This is a genomic window from Streptomyces capparidis, from assembly GCF_054782095.1.
The window spans coordinates 43,334-65,172 of the sequence record NZ_BAAGTD010000017.1; the positions used below are offsets into that span (position 1 = coordinate 43,334).

A 21,839-nucleotide genomic window follows, 5' to 3' on the forward strand; every position below is an offset into this window, starting at 1 on the left:
GATGCCGCGCAGCTCCTCCTACGAGGTCGTGCTCGACACCGGCCTGTTCACCCCGACCCGGCTCCAGCCCACCGCCGTGGCCCGGCTCGCCTTCCAGGCCGGCACCCGCTGGATGCGCGACCACGTGGGCAGCCACCGCACCCTGCTGACCGAGCACAAGGTGGGCTTCGTGCTCTGGGCGTGGGAGCTGGAGTACGACCGGCCGCTGGGCTTCTTCGACGCCGACGAGGCCCGGGTCGAGGTGCGCGGCCGGGTCCGCGGGCCGCGGGCGTCCCAGTTCGAGGCCGAGATGACCCTGACCGGGCCCGCGGGCGTGGCGGTGCGCACCCGCGCCGCCTCGGTGCCGCTGCGGCTCAGCGGCGACCTGGCGCTGTCCGGCGCGCCGACCGCCCTGCCGGAGAAGGTGGTGGCCGCGTTCCGGCCCGACGAGGTCGAGCGCTCGGTGTTCCGGTCCCGGGTGCCCGCGCTGCGGGCCGCGCTGGAGCGGGAGGGCGAGCTCCTGGCGGAGCACACCTGCGGGTTCCGCGTCCACCGCCACCACTGCGAGGTCGCCGACCAGTGGTACTGGGCGGAGACCCTGGGGTTCGCCGGCGGGGCGCGGGAGGAGTGCGTGCTGCGGCACGGCTCGGCGGCGCCCGAGCTGCGCCGCGGCCTGGTCGACGGGGTGCGCCGGATCGACGTGACCTGGCTGCGCGCGGGCCAGCTCTGGGACCTGCTGCACGTGCGCACCACCGCGTACCGGCACGCCGGGGACGTGGTGTTCGTGCACGAGCTCGGCCTGGACGGCGACGGCGGCGGGCCGTGCGCGATCGTGGTGGAGCGCTCATGACGCGGGTGGACGGCCCGGTGGAGGACTCGGTGGCGGGCGTGGCGGCGGACCCGGTGGAGGGCACGGCGGCGGACCCGGTCCCGGCCGGGTTCCGGGCGGCGGAGGAGGCCGAGCGGCAGCTCGGCTGCCCGTTCGACCCCGCGACCGGGATGTCGCTGGCCGGCGGGGTGCGCGCCGACGAGGAGGAGGCCGAGCCGGTCGCGGCGTACGAGGCGGCGTGGGCGGCCGGGCTGCACGCGTACCTGGTGCCCGCGGACGAGGGCGGGCGGCTGGAGTCGTTCGAGTCGCTGCTGGGCGTGGTGCGGGCCGTCTCCCGCCGCGACCTGGCCGTGGCGGTCGGGTTCGGCTCCACGCTGCTGGCCGCGATGCCGGTGTGGGTCTGGGGCGACGACGCCCAGCGGCGCCGGGTCGCCGAGCTGGTGCTGGACCGGGCCTGGGGCACCGCCGGGATCAGCGAGGAGGCGGCCGGCAGCGACCTGCTGGCCACCGTCACCCGCGCCGTGCCGGAGGAGGACGGCGGGTACCGCCTGACGGGCCGCAAGTGGCTGGTCGGCAACGGGCGGCGGTCCTCGTTCGCCACCGTGCTCGCCGCCTCCGACCCGTCCTTCGGGCTGTTCCTGGTGGACTTCGCCGACACGCCGCCCGGCGCCGTCGAGCGGCTGCCGAAGGTGCGCACGCACGGCCTGCGCGGCCACGACCTGAGCGGCTTCGCGCTGCACGACTGCCGGGTGGGCCCCGGCGCGGTGATCGGGCGGCCGGGACGGGGCGTGGAGATGCTCACCGGGGCGCTCCAGTTCACCCGGACGCTGATCGGCGGCAGCAGCCTCGGCGCGGCCGACACCGCGCTGCGGGTGGCGCTCGGGCACGCCCGCGGCCGGGTGCTGTACGGGCGGCCCGCGCTGGACCTCGCCCCGGTGGGGGCGCTGCTGGCCCGGGCCTTCGCGGACGTGCTGGTCGCCGAGTGCGTGGCGCTCTCGGCGGCGCGCGCCCTGGACGTGGCGCGGCCGCGGGCCGCGCTGTGGTCGGCGGTGGCCAAGTACGTGGTGCCGCGGTTCGCGGTGGACGCGGTGAACGCCTGCGGCGAGGTGCTCAGCGCCCGCGCCCACCTGCGGGAGGGCGTGGCGGACGGCGCCTTCCAGAAGCTGCTGCGGGACGTGGCGATCACCCCGGTGTTCGAGGGCACCGAGCTGGTGCAGTTGGACACGGTCCGCGCGCAGTTGGTCGGCGCGGCCCGGCGGGGCAGGGGGCGCGCCGAGCCCGTGCTGCCGGCGCTGTTCTCCTTCGGCGCGCCCACCGCCCCGGCCGGGCTGCGCGAGCAGCGCCCCAGGCTGGTGTACGGCAGCGCCGACGAGGTGGTGGACTCCCTCGACGAGGCGGTGGCCGCGCTGGCCGGCGACGCGGAGCTGGCCGCCCTGGGGCGGGCGCTGCTGGCGGTGCGGGACGAGACCAGGGAGGCGTTCGGCGCGCTCGCCGCCTCCCGCACGCCCCGCACCGCCGACGCCTACGAGTGGGCCCGCCGGCACTGCCTGGTGCACGCGGGCGCCTGCTGCCTGCACACCTGGCTGCTGCGCCGGGAGGCGCCCGGCGGGGACGGCGGCCCGGACGGCGGCCGGGCCTGGCTCTCCGTGGCGCTGCGCCGCGTCCTGGACCGGCTGGGCCGCCCCGCGGGGCCGGACCGGGAGGCCGAGGACCGCCTGCTGCGCCGACTGGTGGAGCTGGACGACGACGACCGGGCGTTCTCCCTGGTGCCGCTGCGGCTCGCCCCGCGGCACCGGGGGCGGACGCCGTCCTGAACCGGGGAGGACACCATCATCACCGAAGACCGCGACAGCACCGCCGAGCCCGTCGGCGCGTGGCTGTCATCGCTGATCGGGGAGCTGCTCGGCCTGGACGGCGAGCCGGTGCCCGCCGACCGGCCGCTGGGCGAGCTGGGCATCGACTCGCTCACCGCGGCGCAGTTGTCCGTCGAGGTCGAGGAGCGCACCGGCGCCACCATCCCGCTGGAGCGCTTCCTCGGCGAGTCGACCCTGGCGGAGCTGGCCCGCGAGGCGGAGCGCGGCGCCGCGAAGGGGGCCGGGGCATGACGGAGCGGGTGCACGCCGCCGACGTGATGAACCGGTCCGCCGCCGGGCACCGCACCCTCCAGGCGGAGATCGAGCAGGTCAGGCGGGAGGCGCGGCGCCGCTTCGGCGGCCTGGTGCTGGACCTGGCGAACCCCGGCTCGTACTTCCGCAACCGCCACTGCCGGCCGCCGCAGGACGGGATCTTCGAGCGGGCGGGCGACCTGGGGCTGATGCGGTTCTCGCTGCCGCCGGAGATCGGCGGCGACGGGCGGGACAAGCTGGCCTGGGGCGTGGTCGTGGAGGAGCTGGCCCGCCTCTCCCGCGACCCCGGGTTCGCGGTGCTGCTCGACATCACCGTCGAGATCACCGAGCTGATCTACTCCAGCGGCAGGCCCGAGCTGATCGAGCGCTACGTGCCCGACCTGGTGGCGGGCCGCCGCTTCGGGGTGCAGGGCGCCTTCGAGAGCCGCGACCCGTGGGACTACGAGTCCACCGCGCGGCTCGACGGCGACGAGTGGGTGCTCAACGGGGCCAAGCGCTTCCTGGCCGGGGCGAGGTTCGCCGACGTGTACGTGCTGTTCCTGCGCGACGCGGCGTCCAACGACATCCTGGCGTTCGTGGTCGACCGGGACGACCCGGGCGTCACCCCGGTGCCGCTGGAGACCATGGGCCTGCACAGCATGGGCCTGGGCCAGGTGGTGCTGCACGAGGTGCGGCTGCCGCAGTGGCGCCTGCTGTGGCGGGCGGACGCGCTCAGCGAGCTCAACACCTACGCGCGCATCCGCAGGACGATGAGCGCCTGCGGGATCGTCGGCGCGGTGGACGGCCTGGTGGAAGCCTGCGTGGAGTCCCTGGCCGAGCGCAGGCGCGGCGGGCGCCGGGTGCTGGACTACCCGAACGTGGAGCGCTCCGTCGGCGAGATGCGGGCGCTGCTGGAGGCCGCCCGCGCCGCGGTGTACCGGGCGCTGGACCACACCCGCTCCCCGGACCGGGACCCGTACTTCGACGAGTTCGCCACCATCGCCAAGCACCACGCCTCGGCGTGCGCGCTGCGCATCGGGGAGCTGGTGATGCACCTCCAGGGCGGCGAGGGCTACATGAGCGCCTTCCCCTGGGAGCGGTGGATGCGCGACCTGATGGGCATGATCGGCGGCCAGGGCTCCCAGGAGATCCTCCTGCTCCAGTTGGGGCAGCGGGCGATCGTGGACCTGGAGGGCGCGCGGGTGCGGCAGGACGCCGCCGAGCGGGCCGTCACCGCGCTGGCGGACTCCTGGTGGGCGCTGCACGCCGCGTCCGTCCACGGCTCCGCCCCGCACGCGTGGGCGCCCGCGGTGGCCGAGACGGTGGAGGCCGCCGGTCTCGGCGCCGTCGCCGACGGGCCGCGCCGGGAGCTGGACGCGCTGCTGGAGCGCGCCCACGGGCTGCTGGCGGACGCCGCGGCCGGGCGGCTGCCCGACAAGCTTCCCCAGTGCCCCGCCGGGCTGTTCGACGGGCGGGCCGCGCGGGTCGCCGAGGAGGCGTGGCGGCTGCTGGCGTGCGCCGTCGCGCACCGGACCGGGCTGCTGGCCCGGCTGCTGGAGCCGTGCACGGTGCGGGAGGCGGCCGGCGAGCTCCCCGAGGCGCTGACCGGGCAGGTGCTCGACGCCCTGGTGGACGCCTCGCTGGTGCGCCGCGACGACCAGGGCCGGCACACCGTGGCCGAGGGCCTGGAGCGGGTGCTCATCGGCGGGCCGCGCGCCGCGGCGTTCGCCGCCCGGCTGCGCCGCGCGGTGGACGGCGCCGCCCGGCTGCGCGCCGCCGGGCCGGCTTCGGGGCGGCGGCTCGCCGCCGGGTGCGGCGCCGACGCGGCGGCCCTCGCCGACGTGCTCGTCAACGCGCTGCTCGGGCGGCTGGAAGGGCTGCCGGTGCTGCTGGACCGGCCCGGCCTGGCGGTGGGCTGCGCGGCCGGGGACGGGGGCAGGTCCGCCGCCGAGCTGGCCCGCCACATCCCGTTCACGCCGGTGCTCGCCCTGGAACCGCGGGAGCTGCCGGACGCCGGGGTGCGGGTGAGGGTCGGCGGCGCGGCGGCGTTCACCGAGGACGACCGGCTCGCCCTGGCCTGGCTGCCCGCGGCCGGGCTGACCGGCGACGAGCTGGGCGAGGCCGTGGCGTCGGCGGCGGGCGCGCTGGTGCCCGGCGGCTGGCTCGTGGTGCCGTGCCCGCTGCTGCCCAAGCGCCCGCTCGGCGCCGCCGCGGCCCGCCTGGACCTCGCCCTCACCGGCGCCCCGGCGCCCGAGCCCGGCGTCGTCGAGGAGCTGCTGCGCTCCGCGGGCCTCGGCCACGTGCGCACCGCCTGGGCCGACCCCGCCCTCGGCCTGCGGCTGCTGGCGGCACGGCGCCCCTGAACCGCCTCGCCCCTGAACCGCCTCGCCCCCGCGCCGCCCGCGCCACCGCGTCCGGGCGGCGGGGGCGCGGCGCGGGGTGCCCGCCTACGCTGGAGGCGAGACCGGACACGTGCGCGCGCGTGTTCCCCGGGAGGCACACCGGAGGCCGCGATGGCCGAACCACCCCACCCCCCTCGCCCGGAACCGGCCGACCCCGGGCGCTACCTGCCGATCGCCGAGCACGGCCTGATCGGCGACCTGCGCACCGTGGCGCTGGTGGGCACCGACGGCACCGTGGACTGGTACTGCTGCCCGTCCTTCGACGCGCCGAGCGTGTTCGCGTCGATCCTGGACGCCGAGCGCGGCGGGTCCTTCGAGCTGGCCGCCGCCGACCCGCGGGCCAGGACCAAGCAGTTCTACTTCCCCGACACCAATGTGCTGCTCACCCGGTTCTTCACCGAGGAGGGGGCCGGGGAGGTGCAGGACTTCATGCCGGTGACCGACGACACCGGCGAGGCCGACCGGCACCGGCTGATCCGGCGCGTGGTCTGCGTCCGGGGCACCGTCCGGTTCCGCGCCCGGGTGGCCCCGCGGTTCGGCTACGGGGCGCGGCCGCACACCGCGCGGACGGCGGACGGGGTGACGCTGTTCGAGTCCGCCGACCTGGACCTGTCGCTGACCGCCACCGTGCCGGTGGAGTGCGACGGCCGGGACGCGCGGGCCGACTTCAAGCTCGCCGAGGGCGAGACCGCGGTGTTCGCGCTGGACCGGGTCGGCGGCGAGGTCGCGCCGCGCGGCTGCGCGCACCTGGAGGCGGAGCGGGAGTTCACCGCGACCGTGGCGTTCTGGCGGCGCTGGCTCGCCGCGTCCCGGTACCGGGGGCGGTGGCGGGAGATGGTGCACCGGTCCGCGCTGACGCTGAAACTGCTCACCTACGCGCCGACCGGGGCGATCGTCGCCGCGCCGACGACCAGCCTGCCCGAGCAGCTCGGCGGGGAGCGCAACTGGGACTACCGGTACCTGTGGGTGCGGGACGCCGCGTTCTGCGTCTACGCGCTGCTGCGGCTGGGCTTCACCGGTGAGGCCGCCGCGTTCATGCGGTTCCTCACCGAGCGGGTGGACCCGGGCGGCGCCGGGCCCTCCGGGCCGTTGCAGGTCATGTACGGCATCGACGGCCGCACCGGGCTGCGCGAGCGGGAGCTGCCCCACCTGGAGGGGTACCGCGGCTCGGCGCCGGTGCGGGTGGGCAACGCCGCCGCGGGCCAGTTGCAGCTCGACATCTACGGGGCGCTGATCGACTCGGTGTACCTGTACGACAAGTGGGGGGAGCCGATCTCCAGCGACCAGTGGGACCGGGTGTGCGCCCTGGTGGACTGGGTGTGCGCGCACTGGGACCAGCCGGACGAGGGCATCTGGGAGACCCGCGGCGGGCGCAAGCGGTTCCTGTACTCGCGGCTGATGTGCTGGGTGGCGATCGAGCGGGCCATGCGGCTGGCGAACCACCGCGGGCTGCCCGCCGACATCCCGCGCTGGCGGCGGGCCAGGGACACCGTCTACCGGCGGATCATGGCGGACGGCTGGTCCCCCGCGCGGCGGGCGTTCACCCAGCACGAGGACGGGGACGTGCTGGACGCCGCGGTGCTGATGATGCCGCTGGCCAAGTTCGTCTCCCCCACCGACCCCAAGTGGCTGTCCACCCTGGACGCGCTCACCGCGGGCCTGGTGTCGGACTCGCTGGTCTACCGCTACGACCCGCAGGCCAGCCCCGACGGCGTGCGCGGCGAGGAGGGCACGTTCTCGATCTGCTCGTTCTGGTACGTGGAGGCGCTGGTGCGCGCCGGCCGGGTGGAGGAGGCGCGACTGGCGTTCGAGAAGATGCTCACCTACGCCAACCACCTGGGCCTGTACGCGGAGGAGATCAGCCACACCGGGGAGCAGCAGGGCAACTTCCCGCAGGCGTTCACCCACCTGGCCCTGATCAGCGCGGCCTTCAACCTGGACCGGGCCCTGGGCTGAGCCGGCCGCCGCCCGGCCCGGTCACCCGGGCCCGCCCCCGCTCCCGGGCCGCCGCGCGCCCGGCAGGCGGACGGTGACGCTCAGGCCGCCGCCGGGGCGGGGGGCGAGGGTCAGGCTGCCCTGGTGGGCGGTGGCGACGGCCCGCACGATGGCCAGGCCGAGGCCCACGCCGCGCTCCGGGTGCGGGCGGCGGCCCTCGCCGCGCACGAACGGCTCCGGCAGCCGCCGCGCCTCCTCCGCGGACAGCGGCCGGCCCGTGTTCTCCACCCGCAGGAACGCCGCGCCGCCCGCCGTCCCGGTGGTGACCGCCAGCTCGCCGCCCGGCACGTTGTGCCGCAGCGCGTTGTCCACCAGGTTGCCGACCAGCCGTTCCAGCAGCACCGGCTCCCCGTCGACCGGCGCCGGCGCCAGGTGGCGGCGCACCGCGAGGCCCAGGGCGTCCGCCCGGGCCGCCGCGTCGTCGAGCAGCCGTCCCGCGGTGCCGGCCAGGTCGGCCCTGGTGGACGTGCGCGGCCCCGCCTGGCTGCCGGCGAGCAGCAGCAGCCCGTCGAGGGTGCGCCTGCCGTGCTCCACCGCGTCCCTGATGTCCGCCGCCATGGTGAGCAGTTGCCCGGTGGTGGGTTCCCCGTCGAGCGTCACGTCGATGGCGGTGCGCACGGTGGTCAGCGGGGTGCGCAGCTCGTGCGCGGCGTTCGCGGCGAACATGCGCTGGCTGTCCAGCACCCGGTCGCGCTCGGCGATGCCGCGCTGGACGCGGTCCAGCATGCCGTTGACGGTGGCGGCGAGGTCGGCCAGCTCGTCGCGGGGCGCCCGCACCGGCACCCGCTCGCCGATGTTCTCCGCCGACAGTTGCCGGGCGGTCGCCGTGATGTCCCGGATCGGGCGCAGCACCCGCCCGGCCACCAGCCAGCCGAGCACGGCAGCCGCCGCGGTCACCGCGGCCAGGGCCAGCGCGGCGTGGGTGAGCAGCTCGGCCAGCGCGGCCTCCCGGGTCCGCTCCAGCGCCTCGGACACCGCAGGGGGCGGCGGCGCCTGCCCGTCGTCGCCGGGGCGCAGGTGCAGGACGACGACGCGGGCGCGGGCGCGGCGCCGGGTGAGCGCGTACGTCAGCGCCGTCATCGCCGTGCCCGAGACCAGCACCAGCGCCGTGTGCAGCAGCGCCAGCCGGGCGCGGGCGGTGAGCCGGGGCGTCAGCGTTACGGGCACGGGCGGATCCGGTAGCCGGCGCCGGTCACCGTCTCCACCAGCGGCGGCCCGCCCAGCTTGCGGCGCAGCGTGCCGACGGTGATCCGGACGGCGTTGGTGAAGGGGTCGGCGTGCTCGTCCCACACCTTCTCCAGCAGCGTCTCGGCGCTGACCACGGCGCCGTCGGCGGCCAGCAGCCGTTCCAGCACGCCGAACTCCTTGGGGGTCAGCGGCAGCGCCCGCCCGGCGCGCTCCGCGGTGCGCCGCGCCGGGTCGAGCACCACGTCGCCCGCGCGCAGCACCGGGGGGCGCGCCGGGGCGCTGCGCCGCAGCAGCGCCCGCACCCGGGCGACCAGTTCGGAGAAGGCGAACGGCTTGGCGAGGTAGTCGTCGGCGCCCAGGGTCAGCCCGTCCACCCGGTCCTGCACCGCGCCGGACGCGGTGAGCATCAGGATGCGGGCGGTGCCGCGCCCGGCCAGGCGCCGGCACACGGTGTCGCCGTGCACGCCCGGCAGGTTGCGGTCGAGCACCACCACGTCGTACGGGGCGAGGTCGCACTTGTCCAGGGCGGTCGCGCCGTCGTGGGCGACGTCCACGGCGAACCCGTTCCTGCGCAGCCCGGCCGCGACATACCCGGCCAGCGGCTGTTCGTCCTCGACCAGCAGCACCCGCATGCGGCACAGCGTGGCAGCGCCGGCATATGGCCGGTGTGAGGAGCGGCGATCGGCCGGCCATAGGTCCGCCCGGGTGTAGTTGCCACCGTCCTCCCGAGCCGTCGAAAGGACCGCCTTCATGAACACCTCCCGCCGATCCGTACTCGGCCTGCTGGGCGCCGCCGGGGCGGCCCCGCTCGCCGCCGGGGCCCTGCCGGGCGCGGCGCACGCCGCGTCCAGGACAGGGCCCGGGTCCGGGGCCGGGTCCGCCGGAACCGTGCCGCCCGAGCTGCGGCCGGGCGGCGCCTTCGACCGCCGTCTCGCCGGGCTCGCGGCCGAGGACGCGTTCTCCGGCGGTGTGCTGCTCGCCCACCGGGGCCGCACCGTGCTGGCCCGCTCCCACGGCATGGCGAACCGGGCCCTGGCCCTGCCCAACGGCCCCGGCACCCGGTTCTGCCTGGGCTCGGTGACCAAGCTGTTCACCGCCGTCGCCGTCGCCCAGCTCGCCGAGCGCGGCGCGATCGCCTTCCAGGGGAGGCTGGGCGAGTACCTGGACGGGTTCCCGCCCGAGGTGGCGGACAAGGTGACGGTGCACCACCTGCTCACCCACGGCGCGGGCATGGGCGACTTCCGGCAGGACCCGCGGTTCGCGGAGCGCAAGGACTCCTGGCGCACCCACGACGAAGTGCTCGCCGGGGTGCTGGACCTGATCCGGGACACCCCGCCGCGGTTCCCGCCGGGGACCGGGTACGCCTACAGCAACTCCGGTTTCGCCGTGCTGGGCGCCATCGTGGCGCGGGTGGCCGGGCGCTCCTACTTCGACCACGTCCGCGAGCACGTGTTCGCCGCCGCGGGCATGACCGGGTCGGACTTCCTCACCCAGGCGCAGTGGCGCGACGACCCGGACGCCGCCCGCCCCTACGCCACCGCCGCCTCCGGGGAGCGCGTCGACGCCCTGGACCGGCACGAGGTGGTCGGCTCCCCGGCGGGCGGCTCCTTCGCCACCTGCGCCGACCTGGAGCGCTTCGCCCGCGCCCTGACCGGGGGCCGCCTGGTGGGCCCGCCGTACGCCCAACTGCTGCTGAGCCCCAAGCAGCCCATGCCGATGCGCCGGGAGCCGGGCCGGCCGGCGGCGTTCGAGGCGTACGGGGCCATCGCGGAGCTGACGGGCGACCAGTGGGTGGTCTCCCGCAACGGCGGCTCCCCCGGCGTGTCCACCGAGCTGCGGCTGTTCGCCCCGGCCCGGGACTGGGTCGTGGTGGTGCTCGCCAACCACGACCAGGCGGCGCGGGAGCCCACCGCCCTGGCCACGCGGATCATCACGGGCCAGGGGGCGGGGTGAGGCGGCCGGGCGCTACAGGGTGAACTCGCCGGGCGGCGCGGCCTGCGGGTCGGCGTGCAGGCCGCGCTCCCGCTCGCGCAGCTCGATGCGGCGGATCTTGCCCGAGATGGTCTTGGGCAGCTCGGCGAACTCCAGGCGCCGCACCCGCTTGTACGGGGCGAGGTGCTCGCGGGCGAAGCGCAGGATGTCCTGCGCGGTCTCCTCGGTCGGCTCGTGTCCCGCGGTGAGGGTGACGTACGCCTTGGGCACGGCCAGCCGCACCGGGTCGGGCGAGGGGACGACGGCGGCCTCGGCGACCGCCGGGTGCTCGATGAGGACGCTCTCCAGCTCGAAGGGGCTGATCCGGTAGTCACTGGCCTTGAACACGTCGTCGGCCCGGCCCACGTACGTCAGGTAGCCGTCGGCGTCCCGGGAGGCGATGTCGCCGGTGTGGTAGTAGCCGCCCGCCATGGCCTCGGCGTTGCGCTCCGGGTCGCCGTGGTACCCGGCCATCAGCCCGGCCGGGCGCCGCGCCAGGTCCAGGCAGATCTCGCCCTCCTCCGCCTTCTCCCCGGTCACCGGGTGGACCAGCTCGACGGCGAAGCCGGGCATGGGCCGCCCCATCGACCCGGGCCGCACCGGCTGGCCCGGCGGGTTGGCGATCTGCACGCTGGACTCGGTCTGCCCGAACCCGTCCCGGATCCGCACCCCCCACGCCCGCTCCACCTGCTCGATGACCTCGGGGTTCAGCGGCTCGCCCGCGCTGACCGCCTTCCGCGGCGGCGCGGCCAGCGCCGACAGGTCGGCCTGGATGAGCATGCGCCACACCGTCGGCGGCGCGCAGAAGCTGGTCACCCCGCAGCGGCCGAGCACGTCGAGCAGGTTCCCGGCGGAGAACCTGGCGTAGTCCATGACCAGGACGGTGGCCTCGGCGTTCCACGGGGCGAACACGCTGGACCAGGCGTGCTTGGCCCAGCCGGGCGAGGAGATGTTGAGGTGGACGTCGCCGGGCTCCAGGCCGATCCAGAACATCGTGGACAGGTGCCCGATGGGGTAGGAGCTGTGGGTGTGCTCGACCAGCTTCGGCTTGGCGGTGGTGCCGGAGGTGAAGTACAGCAGCAGGGTGTCGTCGGCCTTCGTCGGCCCGTCGGGCCGGAAGTCGGCCGACACGGCGCCGGCGTCCGCGTAGCCGTGCCAGCCCTCGGGCGCGCCGCCGACGGCGATGCGGGTGTAGCCGCCCTCGACGGCGTCGAACTTGCCGGTGTGGGCGGCGGCCGCCACCACGTGCGCGACCCGGCCGCGCGCCACGCGGTCCCGCAGGTCGTCCGCGGTCAACTGCGGGGTGGCGGGGATGACGACGGCGCCGAGCTTCATCGCGGCGAGCAGCGTCTCCCACAGCTCGACCTGGTTGCCCAGCATCAGGATGATCCGGTCGCCGCGGGCGACGCCGAGGCCGCGCAGCCAGTTCGCGACCCGGTGGGAGCGCTCGGACAACTCCCGGAAGGTCCACGACGCGTCGCCGCCGTCGCCGACGATCCGCAGCGCGGCGCGGGCGCCGCGGACCGGGTCGGCCGCCACGGCGTCGAAGTGCTCCAGCGCCCAGTTGAACTCGCCCGGGGCGGGCCAACTGAAGTCGCGGTACGCCGTGTCGTAGTCCTCGCGGTGCGCGAGCAGGAAGTCCCGCGCGGCGTGGAAGGCGCCGTCCAGCGCTGCCTTGTCAGCGGACATCGTCGTCCCTCACCTCCGTTGTCGTCCGCGCCACGCTACCGGGGAGCCCCGGGCGGGTTCACCGCCCGGACCGCGCGGTGGCGGACGGGTGAGGGGCGCGGGGCGGGCGTCACCCGGCGGCGGTCCGCAGCAGCACGCCGAGGCCGTCGGCCAGGGGCAGCTCGTCGCGGGGCACCACGACCAGTTCCGCGCCGGTGCCCACCACCGCGCGCAGGAGGGCGGACTCGGCCGGCTCCGCCCGCACGGAGGTCGCGCCCGCGGCCCGCAGCTCCTCGGCCGACCTGCCGACCTGCGCCGGGTCCTCGCCGCGCCACAGTTGCCCCAGGGGCCGCGCGGGCCGGTTGACCAGCAGGGCCTGCGCCCGGCCGCGGCGCAGCGCGGCCGTCGCGGCGTCCAGGCCCTGCGACGCGTCCGGGTGCCGGGCGAGCTGGGCGCGGAACATGTCGAGGTGCATCAGGTCCCGGACGTTCAGCCGCCCGGACAGCATCTCGTCCAGCTCCTCCTCCAGCAGCGCCCGCCCGGCCGCCGCGGGACGCCCACCGGAGGCGACGGTGACCGTGCGCTCCCGCAGCGCCGCGGGCATCAGGTCCACCAGGAAGCCCCGCTCCCACGGCTCGCCCGCCTCCGCGCCCAGCACGACCACCTCGGCGCCGCCGCGGTGCGCCAGCTCCGCCAGCTCCCGGGCGAGCCCCGCCGCCTCCTCGTGCCACCGCGCGGCGGGCCCGCGCCGCTCCAGCACCGGCTCCCGGGTGAGGCGGCCCGTCGGCCACCGCCCCGCCTGGATCCGCGCCACCACCTCGGCCCCCTCCTCACCGGCGCCCTCGCGGCCGAGGTCCACCGCCAGGTAGGGGATGTCCGGCGCGTGCTGCACGGCCAGCGGCATGGCGTCGGGCACCTCGCCGAAGCGGGCGGTGTCGCGGCCCGGCGGCTCGGGCAGCTCCTCGGCCAGCAGCAGCCGCCCGCGCGCGGCGAACAGCGCCTGCCCGTGGCGGCCGGGCAGGTCCCCGTCGGTGCCGACGGCCCCGGCCAGCGTGGAGACCGTCTCGCCGTCCGCGCCCTGCCGCACCAGCTCGTCCCGCAGGTGCCGCCAGCGCTGCCCGACGGCCTCGTCCGGGTCGCGGACATCGCGTGAGGTGTCCAGATAGACGCCCGCCAGCGGTCCGGGTGCGGCGTACAGCGTGTCCAGGAAGGAAAGTCTCACGACGCTCTCGCCCTCTGCCACGCCCGGCGGACGACTGGGCCGACCCACCGGGCCGGTGCCGCCGACGGTCTCCCCGCCGACGCGCTCCTGACCCCCGCCGGGTTTCCCCCCACCCGGCGGGGAAACCCGGCGGGGCGGTTCGGTGCGGCGGCGGCGTGGGGCGGCTTGGCTCGGTCGGTGAGGGGGCGGCGGGGGCGGCGGGGCAGCCGGGGCGGTCGCGAGGCCGGGCGGCCGAGGGCCGACGGGGGCGGCTCGGTGCCGGTGGGGTGGCGCTTTGCTCCGCGGGTGAGGGCGTCGGCCGAGAGCCGACGGGGCGGCTCGGTGCGCGTGCTCCGGCGCGGGGACCGGACGCGGGTCTCGTGGACGGCGGCGGCCGGGACAACGTACTCGACCGGGCCGCCTCCGATCCGATCGCTGGGCGGGCACGACAAGCCACCGCGCCCACGTCACGCACCCGCACCCGATCCCGCCGAGCCCTCACGCCCGGACCGGACCCGGCACGCCATGCCCCCGCTCCCCCGCACTGGCCGGACGCGGCGGCCGTTCCGGCGCGCGGCCTCGGATGCGGAACGGCGGTCGGCGTCCACGCCTCCTGCCGGTCCACCCGCTCCCAGGCCGCGGGGGCCCGCGCGCCCCGGACCGGGGCGGCGCGGACGGGTCGCGATCTCAGGCGGGCACGCCGCCGGAGCCGCGGGGCCGCAGGCCGAGGGCGGTGACGATCTCGTGGGCGTTGCCGTAGCTGCCGCCGTCGGGGAGCCTGCCCACCGCCTCGACCAGGGCGTCCGGCGCGCTGCGCTCCCGCAGGGCCGCCACCAGGGCGTCCCGGTCGGCGGGGAACGCGGTGCGGTCCAGGTGGCGGGCCAGCTCGAGGCGCAGTTCCTCGGCCTCGGCCTGCGCCCGCGCTCGCTCGCGCTGCTCGCCCGGGGGCGGCACGGGCCCGCTCCCGCCCGCGGCGATGTCGTCCTCCGCGCGCGGCTCGGGGTCGCTCGCCTCCTCGACGTGCGTGTGCTGCCCGGACCGCAGATAGCCCTGGAGCTCGTGCTTCATCTCGTCGTCCCGACGCGGGCCGATCGGGTTGCTGCCTCGCTCCGCCATGTCGGACGCCTCCTCACTGCCGACTGGACGGCCCCGGCACCGGACCACCGGAGCACCGCCCCCCGGCTACCCGCCCCGAGCGCCGCGACACGGCCCCCTGAGCAAGGTTCTCCGACCCGCCCACCCGGGCCGTACGGCACCACTCCAGGGCGCCACCCCCGAGCGCACCCCTCAGACGTGGGACAGGCTGAACGACACCAGAAAGCCGCAAACCGTGATGACACCGATCGCCGAATGAGTGTCCTCGAACGCCTCGGGGATCATCGTGTCGGCGATCATGGCCAGAATGGCCCCCGCCGCGACGGCCGTCACCGTCGCCACCACCACCGCGGACAGCCCGCCGACCACCGCGTAGCCGAGCACCGCCGAGAGCGTGCCCGCCGCCGCGATCGCGCCCCACACGCCGAAGACGTACCCGCGGCCGCGGCCCGCCTGCCGCATCCCCGCCGAGCTGGACAGCCCCTCGGGGACGTTGCTGATGAACACCGCCGCCACGGTCACCGTGCTCACCGCGCCGCCGTGCGCCAGCCCGACCCCGATGACCGCCGACTCGGGCACCCCGTCGAGCAGCGCCCCGAGCGCCAGCGCGAGCCCGGAACCGGACTGCTCCGCCTCCGACGGCTGCCTCCTGCGGTGGCCGGACCGCTTGCGGTGCCTAGCGCCGCGGCGGGCCAGGGCGACGTTGCCGACGGTGTAGGCCGCCGCGCCGCCGAGCGCGCCGACCGCCGCCGGGGCCAGCCCGCCCTCCCGGTGCGCCTCGGCGATCAGCTCGAACGACACCGCGGACAGCAGCACCCCGGCCCCGAAGGCCATCACCGAGGCGATCACCAGCCGCGGGATCCGCACCGCGTACCCGAGCACCGCGCCAAGCAGCAGCGCGGAGCCCGCGACGGCGCCCCACACGCCCGACTCCACCACTTCGGCCATGCCGCGCCCAGTACCCCTCGATCAGCGGATCAGCCCCGGCCGCGCGGGGCCACCGCGCCCGGCGGCACGGTGGCCCGTCCCGCGGGCGCCGCGGGTCAGTCGACCGAGATGGCCTCCAGGACGTCGCCGACCGTGCGGTCCGGCAGGGCGCGCGCGACGTCGGCCAGCGCGACGATGCCGACGAGGCGGTGGCCGTCGATGACGGGCAGGCGGCGGACCTTGTGCGACCCCATGGTGCGCAGGATCTCCTCGACGTCGTCGTCGGCGCCGATGGTGACCGCCTCGCCCTGGGCGAGCTCACCGGCCCTGACCCTCGCGGGGTCCTGTCCCGCGCCGAGGACCTTCACCACGATGTCCCGGTCGGTCAGCACACCCTTGAGCCGGTCGTCGGAGCCGCAGATCGGCAGCGCGCCGACCCCCAGGTCGGTCATCTTCCGCGCCGCGTCCAGCACGCTGTCCTCGGCGCCGACGCAGGTGGCGCCCTCGGTCATCAGGTCGCGGGCCGTGGTCATGCCGCATCCTCCTCGAATCGTCACTCCTTGCGTTGCAGCGGCTATCCGGTACATGAACGGTCAAACGCCCCGAGACGGCCGGAACGGGGCCCGGCCGCCGGAGTCGCGCGCCGGTCGCACCCCCGGGGGCGTCACCGGTCGCGGGGCAGGAGCGGGCCGAGCGGGCCGAGGTCGATGTTCAGGTCCTCCGGGGCGAGGCCGAAGTGCTCGCGCAGCTCCTCCATGCGCTCCTCCAGCGCCATGAGGGTCAGGCCCACCTGCTCCACCTGCTCGTCGGTGAGGTCGCCCTGCTCGACGCGGCGCAGCGCCTGCCGCTCCATCAACTGGCGCAGCAGCTCGACGACGGTGAGCACCAGCCCGGCCAGGCCGCGCTCCACCGACTCCCGGTCCGCCACCACGCGTTCGGGCACGCCCCGGGCCCGGTCCCCGGCACGGGCCCGGCCGTCGCCGCGATCCTGGCGGCCGGTCACGGCCGGGGCTCCCAGGGCTCCGGCGGGTCCGGGAACAGCGCCGGTGTCCCGCCGTCCACCGCGCGGATGGAGGCGACGAGGGCGTGCAGCGAGATCCGCACCAGCTCGACGTCGGCGATGCACAGCGTGACCTCGCCGGTGACCACGACGCCCCCGGCCAGCACCCGGTCCAGCAGGTCCACCAGGGCGACGTCGCGGCCCGCCAGGACGTGCCCGCCGGGGGTGCCGGGGCGGGTCTCGGGCAGTTCGGGGAGCTCGGGCAGGGTCACGGCCGGCCCTCCCCCGCGCCGGTGCCGACGCCCGGCCCCGCCGTCTCCTCCCGCTCGCCCGCCGCGAAGGAGTACGGCGGCCAGGGTCCGACCAGCTCCAGGCGGACGTCCGGGAACCGCTCCCGGAGCGCGGCCACCGCGTCCGCGAACTCGCCGGTGCGGGTGTCGGCCACCAGATAGGAGGCGTTGAGGACCATCCAGCCCCGGTAGGCGGCCAGCCGCGGGTCCTGCGGCCGGTGCCGGGCGGACCCGCGCGCGAGCCGGGCCAGCGCGCCGTGGATCTCCTCGGCCCGGTCCAGCGCCCGCTGGTGCGCGGTGTCCTGCTCCTCCCGCTGCGCCTTGCGGCGCAGCAGGTAGGCGGTGCCGGGGCGGCCGCCGCCCGCGGCCGGGGCCCGGGGCCCGGGGCGCTCCCCGCCCGGCTGGTCCACGAACGCCTTCACGCCCCACTCGGTGCTCCCCGCCACGCCGCGCAGCGCGTCGGCCAGTTCGGTGTGCCGCTCCTCCAGCAGGGCCAGCACCCGGGCGTCGTCGTGATAAATACTGGCGAAGCGGAACGGGACCACGTCACCGGCGCGGGCCGCCGCCGCGATGACCCGGTGGTGGGCGCGGGCCGCCGCCTCCAGCCAGCGCAGGTCCTCCAGGTGCGCGGTGAGGGCGTCCCGGCCGAAGTCGTCGAGCGGCACGGAGCCCACCACGGCGGCCAGGCGCGCGGTCGCGACAACGCGGACGGGTTCGCCCGCCACACCGGTGACGCCCGCGAAACCGCCGGGCGGGGCCGCCGGGACGACGGCGTACAGCCAGGTGGCCTGCCCACCGGTCACGGCTCCCCCTCGGGCCGGTGATCACCGGAGCCGTGAGCCCCGGGCCCGCGGCCGCCGGACCCGTACCCGTCCGGCCCGTACTCCTCGGGCCCGTACTCCTCGGGCTCGTATTCCTCCGGCCCGTACTCCTCCGGCACCCCCCGCGGCTGCCCGTCCTCCCGGCGCCGCCGGGCCCCGCGTCCGCCGTGCGCCGGCTCGAGCGCCGCCTCCTCGCCGCCGGCCTCCAGCTCGCCGACGCGGCGGCGCAGGCGGCGGTTCTCCGCCAGGACGTCCCGCTTGCCCGAGGACAGCGACGGGTCGTGCTCCCACCAGTCGATGCCCATCTCGCGGGCCCGGTCCACCGACGCCACCAGCAGCCGGATCCGGATGGTGAGCAGTTCGATGTCGAGCAGGTCGATGCGGATGTCACCGGCGATGACGATGCCCTTGTCGAGCACCCGCTCGAGGATGTCGGCCAGGTTCGCCGACTCGGTGTGCGGCCGGGCGGGCGCGTAGTCGCTCCTGCGGCTGGGCCCGCTCCAGGTGTGCTGCTCGGTCATCGCTCGCCTTCCTCTCCCCGTCCCCGCGAGTAGCGCCGGTCGCGGCGGTAGGCGATCAGCTCGCCGTCCTCGTCCACGTCCACGCGGTACAGGGCGAGGACGTCGGTGGTGTCGGGGACGCGCCGCGCCTCCAGCACCTCGATCCCGACCCGCCAGCCGTCGCCGGTCCGCTCCAGCGCGACCACGGCCTCGGGTTCGCGCCCGGTGAACTCCCGCACGTGCACCGCCGCGCACACGGCCGCCTCCCGCCCGGTGAGCCGCCGCCGCGCCCGGCCCGGCCCGGGTTCCCGGCCGCCGCGCCCCGGGTCCCTGCCGTTCCCGCCGCCCGCGCCCGCCCGGCCCGCCGCGTCCCCGGTCGGCTCGCCGTCCCGGCCGCGCTCCCGCCCCGGCGCAGGACGCCGGGGGGCGGGCTGTCGCGGGCCCGGCACCGTTCACACCTCCGGGACACCGCCGGGAGGACCGCCGCCGGGCAGCCCCGCGCCCGCCGACGCCATCAGGCGGGCCACCAGTTCCTCCTCCTCGCGGGCGGCCTCCTCCTCGGAGAGGTCCCCGCTCTGCCGCGCCTCCTCGACCTGCTCCAGCCGCCTGCGGATGGACTCCGGGTCGTACAGCTCGCGCAGCCCCGCCTCGCGAAGCTGCTCCGCGAGCCACACCACCGCGCGCACGGGCGCCAGCGGCGCCAGCAGCACTCCGGAGATCAGCCCCATGACGGCCGCCCCTCCCGTGCGTCCCGCATCGCGTCGTCCACGTAGTCGTAGGGGGCCAGCGGCCCGAGCAGCCGGACGCGGACGCGGCCCTGCCACTGGTGGGCCAGCCGCTCCGCCTCCCGCTCGAACGCCTCCCTGCTGCCGCGCTCCACCAGGAACGACGCGTCCACCAGGCCCTCGCCCGCCGCCGCCTCGGCCGCCTTGGAGGCGACGGCGAAGGCGTCCAGCCGCTCCATCAGCACCGCCGCGTCCCGCCTGCGCCTGGCCTCCACGGCCTCGCTGATCACGCGGCCCAGCTCGATGCGCCGGTAGTACGACGCGTCCTCGGGCAGCGCGGCCACCTCCTCGCGCAGCCGCGCGACCCCCGGGTCGTCGGCGACCACCTCGGCCACCACGGCCTCCGGCACATAGCGCGCCCGTACGGTGAACTGCGCCCGCCCGTCGAGCGTCCGCAGCACCGCGGCGAAGTCGTCACGGCCCTGCCCGAGCAGTTCGTCGGAGACGGCCCGCTCGTCCGGCAGCACCGTGCCGAACCGGAACGGCGCCACCGGCACATCCGCCGCCGCCAGCGCGTCCAGCACCCGGGCGTGGGCCCGCAGGTCCTCCGGCATGCCCAGCGGCCGGTCCGTGCGGACGTCGCTGACGACCGCCGCCACCCCGCCGCCGGGCACGAACCTGATCCGCGCCTCAGGGTCGCCCACTCCGGGAAGCTCCTCGACCCGGCGGGCGTCCGCCGTCCGCGGCACCACGCCGTACACATAACATCCGGTCAGGGCCTGCCGCGCCCCCGCCGCGGGCCCGCCGGCCACCTGTTCCGCGGTCACCGTTCCCGCTCCTCGTGCGCTGCCCGGCTCTGCTGCCGGGGCCTGCGGCGCGGCCGCTCCTCGTAATCCTCTTCCTCCTCGTCCCGCCGGTCGTCGTCGCCGAGCCCGAGCGCGTCGCTCACCGAGCCCTTCACGCCCTCCAGCATCCCCTTGGTCTTGTGCCGGGCACCGCCGCGCTGCACCTCGCCGACGAGCTCGGGCAGCCCCTTGGCGTCTCCGCTGCGGGCCAGGTCCAGGCGGTTGGCCGCCTCCGCGAACCGCAGATAGGTGTCGACGCTGGCCACCACGACCCGCGCGTCGATCGTCAGCAGCTCGATCCCGACGAGGGAGACCCGGACGTAGACGTCGATGACCAGGCCCTTGTCCAGGATCAGGTCGATCACATCGGCCAGGCCGCTGGACGAGGGGCGGTCGAGCACTCCGCCCTGCCGGCCGCTCACGGTCATCAGGTCACCTCCGCCTCACCCGGTCCTCGCCCCGCCGCTCCCGCGCCGCGGGCGCCGGTCGCCTTCCCCCCGTCCGCGAGGGCCCCGCGCGCCCGCGCGCGGGCCCGGGCCGGTCCTCGTCACCCCCCACGTCCTCGTCCTCCTCTTCCTCTTCGAGGTCCTCGTCCGCGTCCTCGTCCCGGTACTCGTCCTCGTCCCGGTAGCCGTCGTCGGCGTCACGGTCGTCGGCGTCACGGTCGTCGGCGTCACGGTCGTCTGCGCGGTCCTCATCGGCGGAGTCGCGGTCGCCGTCCCCGGCTTCGCGGTCCTCGTCCGCGTAGTCCTCGGCGTCCTCGTCCGCGTACTCGTCGTCGTCCTCCGCCCGCCCCCGCCGCTCCCCGCGGTCCCGTCCGGCGGCCTCCGCCTCCTCGTGGCCCCCGCGCCCGCCGTCGTCCCCGCCGCCGCGGGCGTCGTCCTCGTCCTCGTCCCCGCGCTCCCGCTCGTCCTCGCGGGCGTCCTCGTCGCTGACCACCACCTCGCCGTCGCGGACCTCCCCGCGCCAGCCCCGCTCCTCGTCGGGCTTGAGCAGCGTCGCGGTCATCACATGGCGGCGGAAGTGCTTCAGCTCCAGCCGGGCGCGGCGGCCCTGGGCCCGCCAGATGTTGCCCGTGCCCTCGAAGAGGCCCTGCGGGTGGTACTGGAGCACCAGCAGGATCCGGGTCAGCTCGGGACCGAGCTCGTGGAACGTCACCGCGCCGTCCACGTACCCCTTCGCGCCCTTGGAGCGCCAGACGATCCGCTTGTCCGGGACCTGCTCGATCACCCTGGAGTGCCAGGTGCGGTGGGACCAGAAGACCTGCGCCTTCCAGTCGAGCTCCGTCTCGGACTTCCGGTCCACGGACTCGACCTTCTTCATGAAGCTCGGGAAGTCCTGGAACTGCGTCCACTGGTCGTAGGCGACGCGGATCGGGACGCCCACGTCGATGTCCTCGACGATGTTGACGACCTTCACCTTCGCGCCCTTGCCGCCATCCCCGCCGGGCAGCATCTTCTTGACCTTCTCCTTGAGGTGCCCCAGGCCGGTGGAGGCCAGCGCCTTCAGCGGGGAGCCGCCGCCGGTCAGGGCCTTCCCGCCCTCCGCGGCCCCTTTGACCAGGCCGGTGCCCTCGCCCTTGGCGACGTCGCCGACCTTGTCCGTGAGCGAGGTGAGCGCGCGCTCGCCCAGCGCCGTCACCAGGTTCTGCGCCTCGTGGAGCAGCCGGTCGGTGGGCAGTTCCTTGACCAGGGCGCCCTGTCCGCCCCGGCCGTCAGTGTGCTCAGCCATACGTCATCCCCTCGGCTCCGCCGTGCGGTGTGCTCCGCCGGGCCTCCTCCCGGCGGCCCCACGCCGGCCGGTGCGCTGATCCCTGTCGTCCGCCTCGTCCGCCTCGTCCGCCTCGGCCTCGCGCCCGCGGCGGCCGGTCCCGTCCTCGTCCCGGGGCCGGCGCCGCTCGCGGCGCTCCCGGCCCTCCGGCCGTTCCCGGTCCCGGTCCTCGTCCCCCGCGCCCTCGTCCCGCGCGCCCCCGCCACCCGCTGGACCACCGTCCGGCGATCCCGGGCGCAGGGACTCGGCCCGGGACTGGAGCCGGTCGCTGAGGGCCTCCATGCGGCGCCCGGCGGTCGCCACCGCCGCCGTCCGCCCGGCGGAGAGCACCTGTTCGCGCAGCTCCCGCGTCAGCCGGTCGATCTCCGGGGACTTCAGCACCTCGGTCGCGAGCCCGCGCGCCTTGGCCTTCCTCCCCGCCGCGACTCCGGCGACGGTGAGGGCCCAGCGCATCTTGCGGGTCCGCCCGAGCGCATAGCCACCGGCCAGGGCGAGAGCCATCCGGGCGTTGTTCATGATCATTGCCTG

General features: G+C 76.8%; 23 protein-coding genes. 6 read left to right on the forward strand and 17 right to left on the reverse strand.

Annotated features, from left to right (window positions below):
- Position 1: 1 nt before the first annotated feature.
- The 5 genes from ACYVO2_RS15850 (at position 2) to ACYVO2_RS15870 (ending at position 7,271) form a co-directional block, all read left to right on the forward strand.
- On the forward strand, positions 2-829 hold the full coding sequence (locus ACYVO2_RS15850) for an acyl-CoA thioesterase (RefSeq protein WP_461008446.1): 828 nt from the start codon (positions 2-4) through the stop codon (positions 827-829).
- Entirely contained in the window at positions 826-2,622 is a 1,797-nt protein-coding gene (locus ACYVO2_RS15855; RefSeq protein ID WP_461008447.1) for an acyl-CoA dehydrogenase family protein, read from the forward strand. The genes ACYVO2_RS15850 and ACYVO2_RS15855 overlap by 4 nt, the downstream gene beginning before the upstream one ends.
- Before the next feature lie 72 nt (positions 2,623-2,694).
- A complete protein-coding gene (locus tag ACYVO2_RS15860; RefSeq protein WP_461008535.1) occupies positions 2,695-2,913 on the forward strand; it encodes an acyl carrier protein in 219 nt (72 codons plus the stop codon).
- On the forward strand, positions 2,910-5,276 hold the full coding sequence (locus ACYVO2_RS15865) for an acyl-CoA dehydrogenase family protein (protein ID WP_461008448.1): 2,367 nt from the start codon (positions 2,910-2,912) through the stop codon (positions 5,274-5,276). Before ACYVO2_RS15860 ends, ACYVO2_RS15865 begins: the two co-directional genes overlap by 4 nt.
- A 150-nt stretch (positions 5,277-5,426) precedes the next feature.
- Entirely contained in the window at positions 5,427-7,271 is a 1,845-nt protein-coding gene (locus ACYVO2_RS15870; protein ID WP_461008449.1) for a glycoside hydrolase family 15 protein, read from the forward strand.
- A 21-nt stretch (positions 7,272-7,292) separates the two neighbouring features.
- Here the strand turns inward: ACYVO2_RS15870 and ACYVO2_RS15875 are convergent, their stop codons facing one another.
- Entirely contained in the window at positions 7,293-8,174 is an 882-nt protein-coding gene (locus ACYVO2_RS15875; RefSeq protein WP_461008536.1) for a sensor histidine kinase, read from the reverse strand.
- A gap of 293 nt (positions 8,175-8,467) precedes the next feature.
- Positions 8,468-9,130, reverse strand: a complete 663-nt coding sequence (locus ACYVO2_RS15880; RefSeq protein ID WP_461008450.1) for a response regulator transcription factor — start codon at positions 9,128-9,130, stop codon at positions 8,468-8,470.
- Between the two features lie 118 nt (positions 9,131-9,248).
- Between ACYVO2_RS15880 and ACYVO2_RS15885 the strand changes: the two genes are divergently transcribed.
- Positions 9,249-10,451: a serine hydrolase domain-containing protein gene (locus ACYVO2_RS15885; protein ID WP_461008451.1), complete on the forward strand. Its 1,203-nt coding sequence runs from the start codon at positions 9,249-9,251 to the stop codon at positions 10,449-10,451.
- Between the two features lie 12 nt (positions 10,452-10,463).
- Here ACYVO2_RS15885 and ACYVO2_RS15890 read toward each other — a convergent pair whose 3' ends face one another.
- From ACYVO2_RS15890 to ACYVO2_RS15960, 15 genes are all read right to left on the reverse strand, one after another.
- Positions 10,464-12,158, reverse strand: a complete 1,695-nt coding sequence (locus ACYVO2_RS15890) for an AMP-binding protein (protein ID WP_461008452.1) — start codon at positions 12,156-12,158, stop codon at positions 10,464-10,466.
- 109 nt (positions 12,159-12,267) lie between these two features.
- Positions 12,268-13,359, reverse strand: a complete 1,092-nt coding sequence (locus ACYVO2_RS15895; RefSeq protein WP_461008453.1) for a baeRF2 domain-containing protein — start codon at positions 13,357-13,359, stop codon at positions 12,268-12,270.
- Between the two features lie 666 nt (positions 13,360-14,025).
- A complete protein-coding gene (locus tag ACYVO2_RS15900) occupies positions 14,026-14,454 on the reverse strand; it encodes a DUF2795 domain-containing protein (protein WP_461008454.1) in 429 nt (142 codons plus the stop codon).
- Positions 14,455-14,625: 171 nt separating this feature from the next.
- The gene (locus ACYVO2_RS15905; protein ID WP_461008455.1) at positions 14,626-15,381 is read right to left on the reverse strand and encodes a ZIP family metal transporter; all 756 of its coding nucleotides are present in this window, start codon (positions 15,379-15,381) and stop codon (positions 14,626-14,628) included.
- A gap of 95 nt (positions 15,382-15,476) precedes the next feature.
- On the reverse strand, positions 15,477-15,893 hold the full coding sequence (locus tag ACYVO2_RS15910; RefSeq protein ID WP_461008456.1) for a CBS domain-containing protein: 417 nt from the start codon (positions 15,891-15,893) through the stop codon (positions 15,477-15,479).
- Positions 15,894-16,024: 131 nt separating this feature from the next.
- Positions 16,025-16,303, reverse strand: a complete 279-nt coding sequence (locus tag ACYVO2_RS15915; protein ID WP_461008537.1) for a gas vesicle protein K — start codon at positions 16,301-16,303, stop codon at positions 16,025-16,027.
- 56 nt (positions 16,304-16,359) lie between these two features.
- The gene (locus tag ACYVO2_RS15920) at positions 16,360-16,626 is read right to left on the reverse strand and encodes a gas vesicle protein (RefSeq protein ID WP_461008538.1); all 267 of its coding nucleotides are present in this window, start codon (positions 16,624-16,626) and stop codon (positions 16,360-16,362) included.
- 2 nt (positions 16,627-16,628) lie between these two features.
- On the reverse strand, positions 16,629-17,453 hold the full coding sequence (locus ACYVO2_RS15925; protein ID WP_461008457.1) for a GvpL/GvpF family gas vesicle protein: 825 nt from the start codon (positions 17,451-17,453) through the stop codon (positions 16,629-16,631).
- Positions 17,450-17,992 carry a gas vesicle protein gene (locus ACYVO2_RS15930; protein ID WP_461008458.1) on the reverse strand — a complete coding sequence of 181 codons (543 nt, stop codon included), beginning with the start codon at positions 17,990-17,992 and terminating at the stop codon, positions 17,450-17,452. Before ACYVO2_RS15930 ends, ACYVO2_RS15925 begins: the two co-directional genes overlap by 4 nt.
- On the reverse strand, positions 17,989-18,420 hold the full coding sequence (gene gvpO / locus ACYVO2_RS15935) for a gas vesicle protein GvpO (protein WP_461008459.1): 432 nt from the start codon (positions 18,418-18,420) through the stop codon (positions 17,989-17,991). Before gvpO ends, ACYVO2_RS15930 begins: the two co-directional genes overlap by 4 nt.
- 3 nt (positions 18,421-18,423) lie before the next feature.
- The gene (locus ACYVO2_RS15940; RefSeq protein ID WP_461008460.1) at positions 18,424-18,699 is read right to left on the reverse strand and encodes a gas vesicle protein GvpG; all 276 of its coding nucleotides are present in this window, start codon (positions 18,697-18,699) and stop codon (positions 18,424-18,426) included.
- Positions 18,690-19,523, reverse strand: coding sequence for a GvpL/GvpF family gas vesicle protein (locus ACYVO2_RS15945; protein WP_461008461.1), 834 nt, complete (start codon positions 19,521-19,523; stop codon positions 18,690-18,692). Before ACYVO2_RS15945 ends, ACYVO2_RS15940 begins: the two co-directional genes overlap by 10 nt.
- A complete protein-coding gene (gene gvpJ, locus ACYVO2_RS15950; protein WP_461008462.1) occupies positions 19,520-19,969 on the reverse strand; it encodes a gas vesicle protein GvpJ in 450 nt (149 codons plus the stop codon). The genes ACYVO2_RS15945 and gvpJ overlap by 4 nt, the downstream gene beginning before the upstream one ends.
- A gap of 4 nt (positions 19,970-19,973) precedes the next feature.
- Positions 19,974-21,272, reverse strand: a complete 1,299-nt coding sequence (locus ACYVO2_RS15955; protein ID WP_461008463.1) for an SRPBCC family protein — start codon at positions 21,270-21,272, stop codon at positions 19,974-19,976.
- A 3-nt stretch (positions 21,273-21,275) separates the two neighbouring features.
- The gene (locus tag ACYVO2_RS15960; protein ID WP_461008464.1) at positions 21,276-21,833 is read right to left on the reverse strand and encodes a hypothetical protein; all 558 of its coding nucleotides are present in this window, start codon (positions 21,831-21,833) and stop codon (positions 21,276-21,278) included.
- Positions 21,834-21,839: the final 6 nt, after the last annotated feature.

What these genes read in the sequence shown, in the direction of transcription:
- ACYVO2_RS15855 (WP_461008447.1), top strand. Translation starts at nt 826, where the DNA reads ATGACGCGGGTGGACGGCCCGGTGGAGGACTCGGTGGCGGGCGTGGCG.
- gvpJ (WP_461008462.1), bottom strand. Translation starts at nt 19,969, where the DNA reads ATGACCGTGAGCGGCCGGCAGGGCGGAGTGCTCGACCGCCCCTCGTCC.
- ACYVO2_RS15955 (WP_461008463.1), bottom strand. Translation starts at nt 21,272, where the DNA reads ATGGCTGAGCACACTGACGGCCGGGGCGGACAGGGCGCCCTGGTCAAG.
- ACYVO2_RS15850 (WP_461008446.1), top strand. Translation starts at nt 2, where the DNA reads ATGCCGCGCAGCTCCTCCTACGAGGTCGTGCTCGACACCGGCCTGTTC.
- ACYVO2_RS15870 (WP_461008449.1), top strand. Translation starts at nt 5,427, where the DNA reads ATGGCCGAACCACCCCACCCCCCTCGCCCGGAACCGGCCGACCCCGGG.
- ACYVO2_RS15885 (WP_461008451.1), top strand. Translation starts at nt 9,249, where the DNA reads ATGAACACCTCCCGCCGATCCGTACTCGGCCTGCTGGGCGCCGCCGGG.
- ACYVO2_RS15940 (WP_461008460.1), bottom strand. Translation starts at nt 18,699, where the DNA reads ATGGGGCTGATCTCCGGAGTGCTGCTGGCGCCGCTGGCGCCCGTGCGC.
- ACYVO2_RS15900 (WP_461008454.1), bottom strand. Translation starts at nt 14,454, where the DNA reads ATGGCGGAGCGAGGCAGCAACCCGATCGGCCCGCGTCGGGACGACGAG.
- ACYVO2_RS15910 (WP_461008456.1), bottom strand. Translation starts at nt 15,893, where the DNA reads ATGACCACGGCCCGCGACCTGATGACCGAGGGCGCCACCTGCGTCGGC.
- ACYVO2_RS15865 (WP_461008448.1), top strand. Translation starts at nt 2,910, where the DNA reads ATGACGGAGCGGGTGCACGCCGCCGACGTGATGAACCGGTCCGCCGCC.
- ACYVO2_RS15890 (WP_461008452.1), bottom strand. Translation starts at nt 12,158, where the DNA reads ATGTCCGCTGACAAGGCAGCGCTGGACGGCGCCTTCCACGCCGCGCGG.
- ACYVO2_RS15960 (WP_461008464.1), bottom strand. Translation starts at nt 21,833, where the DNA reads ATGATCATGAACAACGCCCGGATGGCTCTCGCCCTGGCCGGTGGCTAT.
- ACYVO2_RS15880 (WP_461008450.1), bottom strand. Translation starts at nt 9,130, where the DNA reads ATGCGGGTGCTGCTGGTCGAGGACGAACAGCCGCTGGCCGGGTATGTC.
- ACYVO2_RS15930 (WP_461008458.1), bottom strand. Translation starts at nt 17,992, where the DNA reads ATGACCGAGCAGCACACCTGGAGCGGGCCCAGCCGCAGGAGCGACTAC.
- ACYVO2_RS15905 (WP_461008455.1), bottom strand. Translation starts at nt 15,381, where the DNA reads ATGGCCGAAGTGGTGGAGTCGGGCGTGTGGGGCGCCGTCGCGGGCTCC.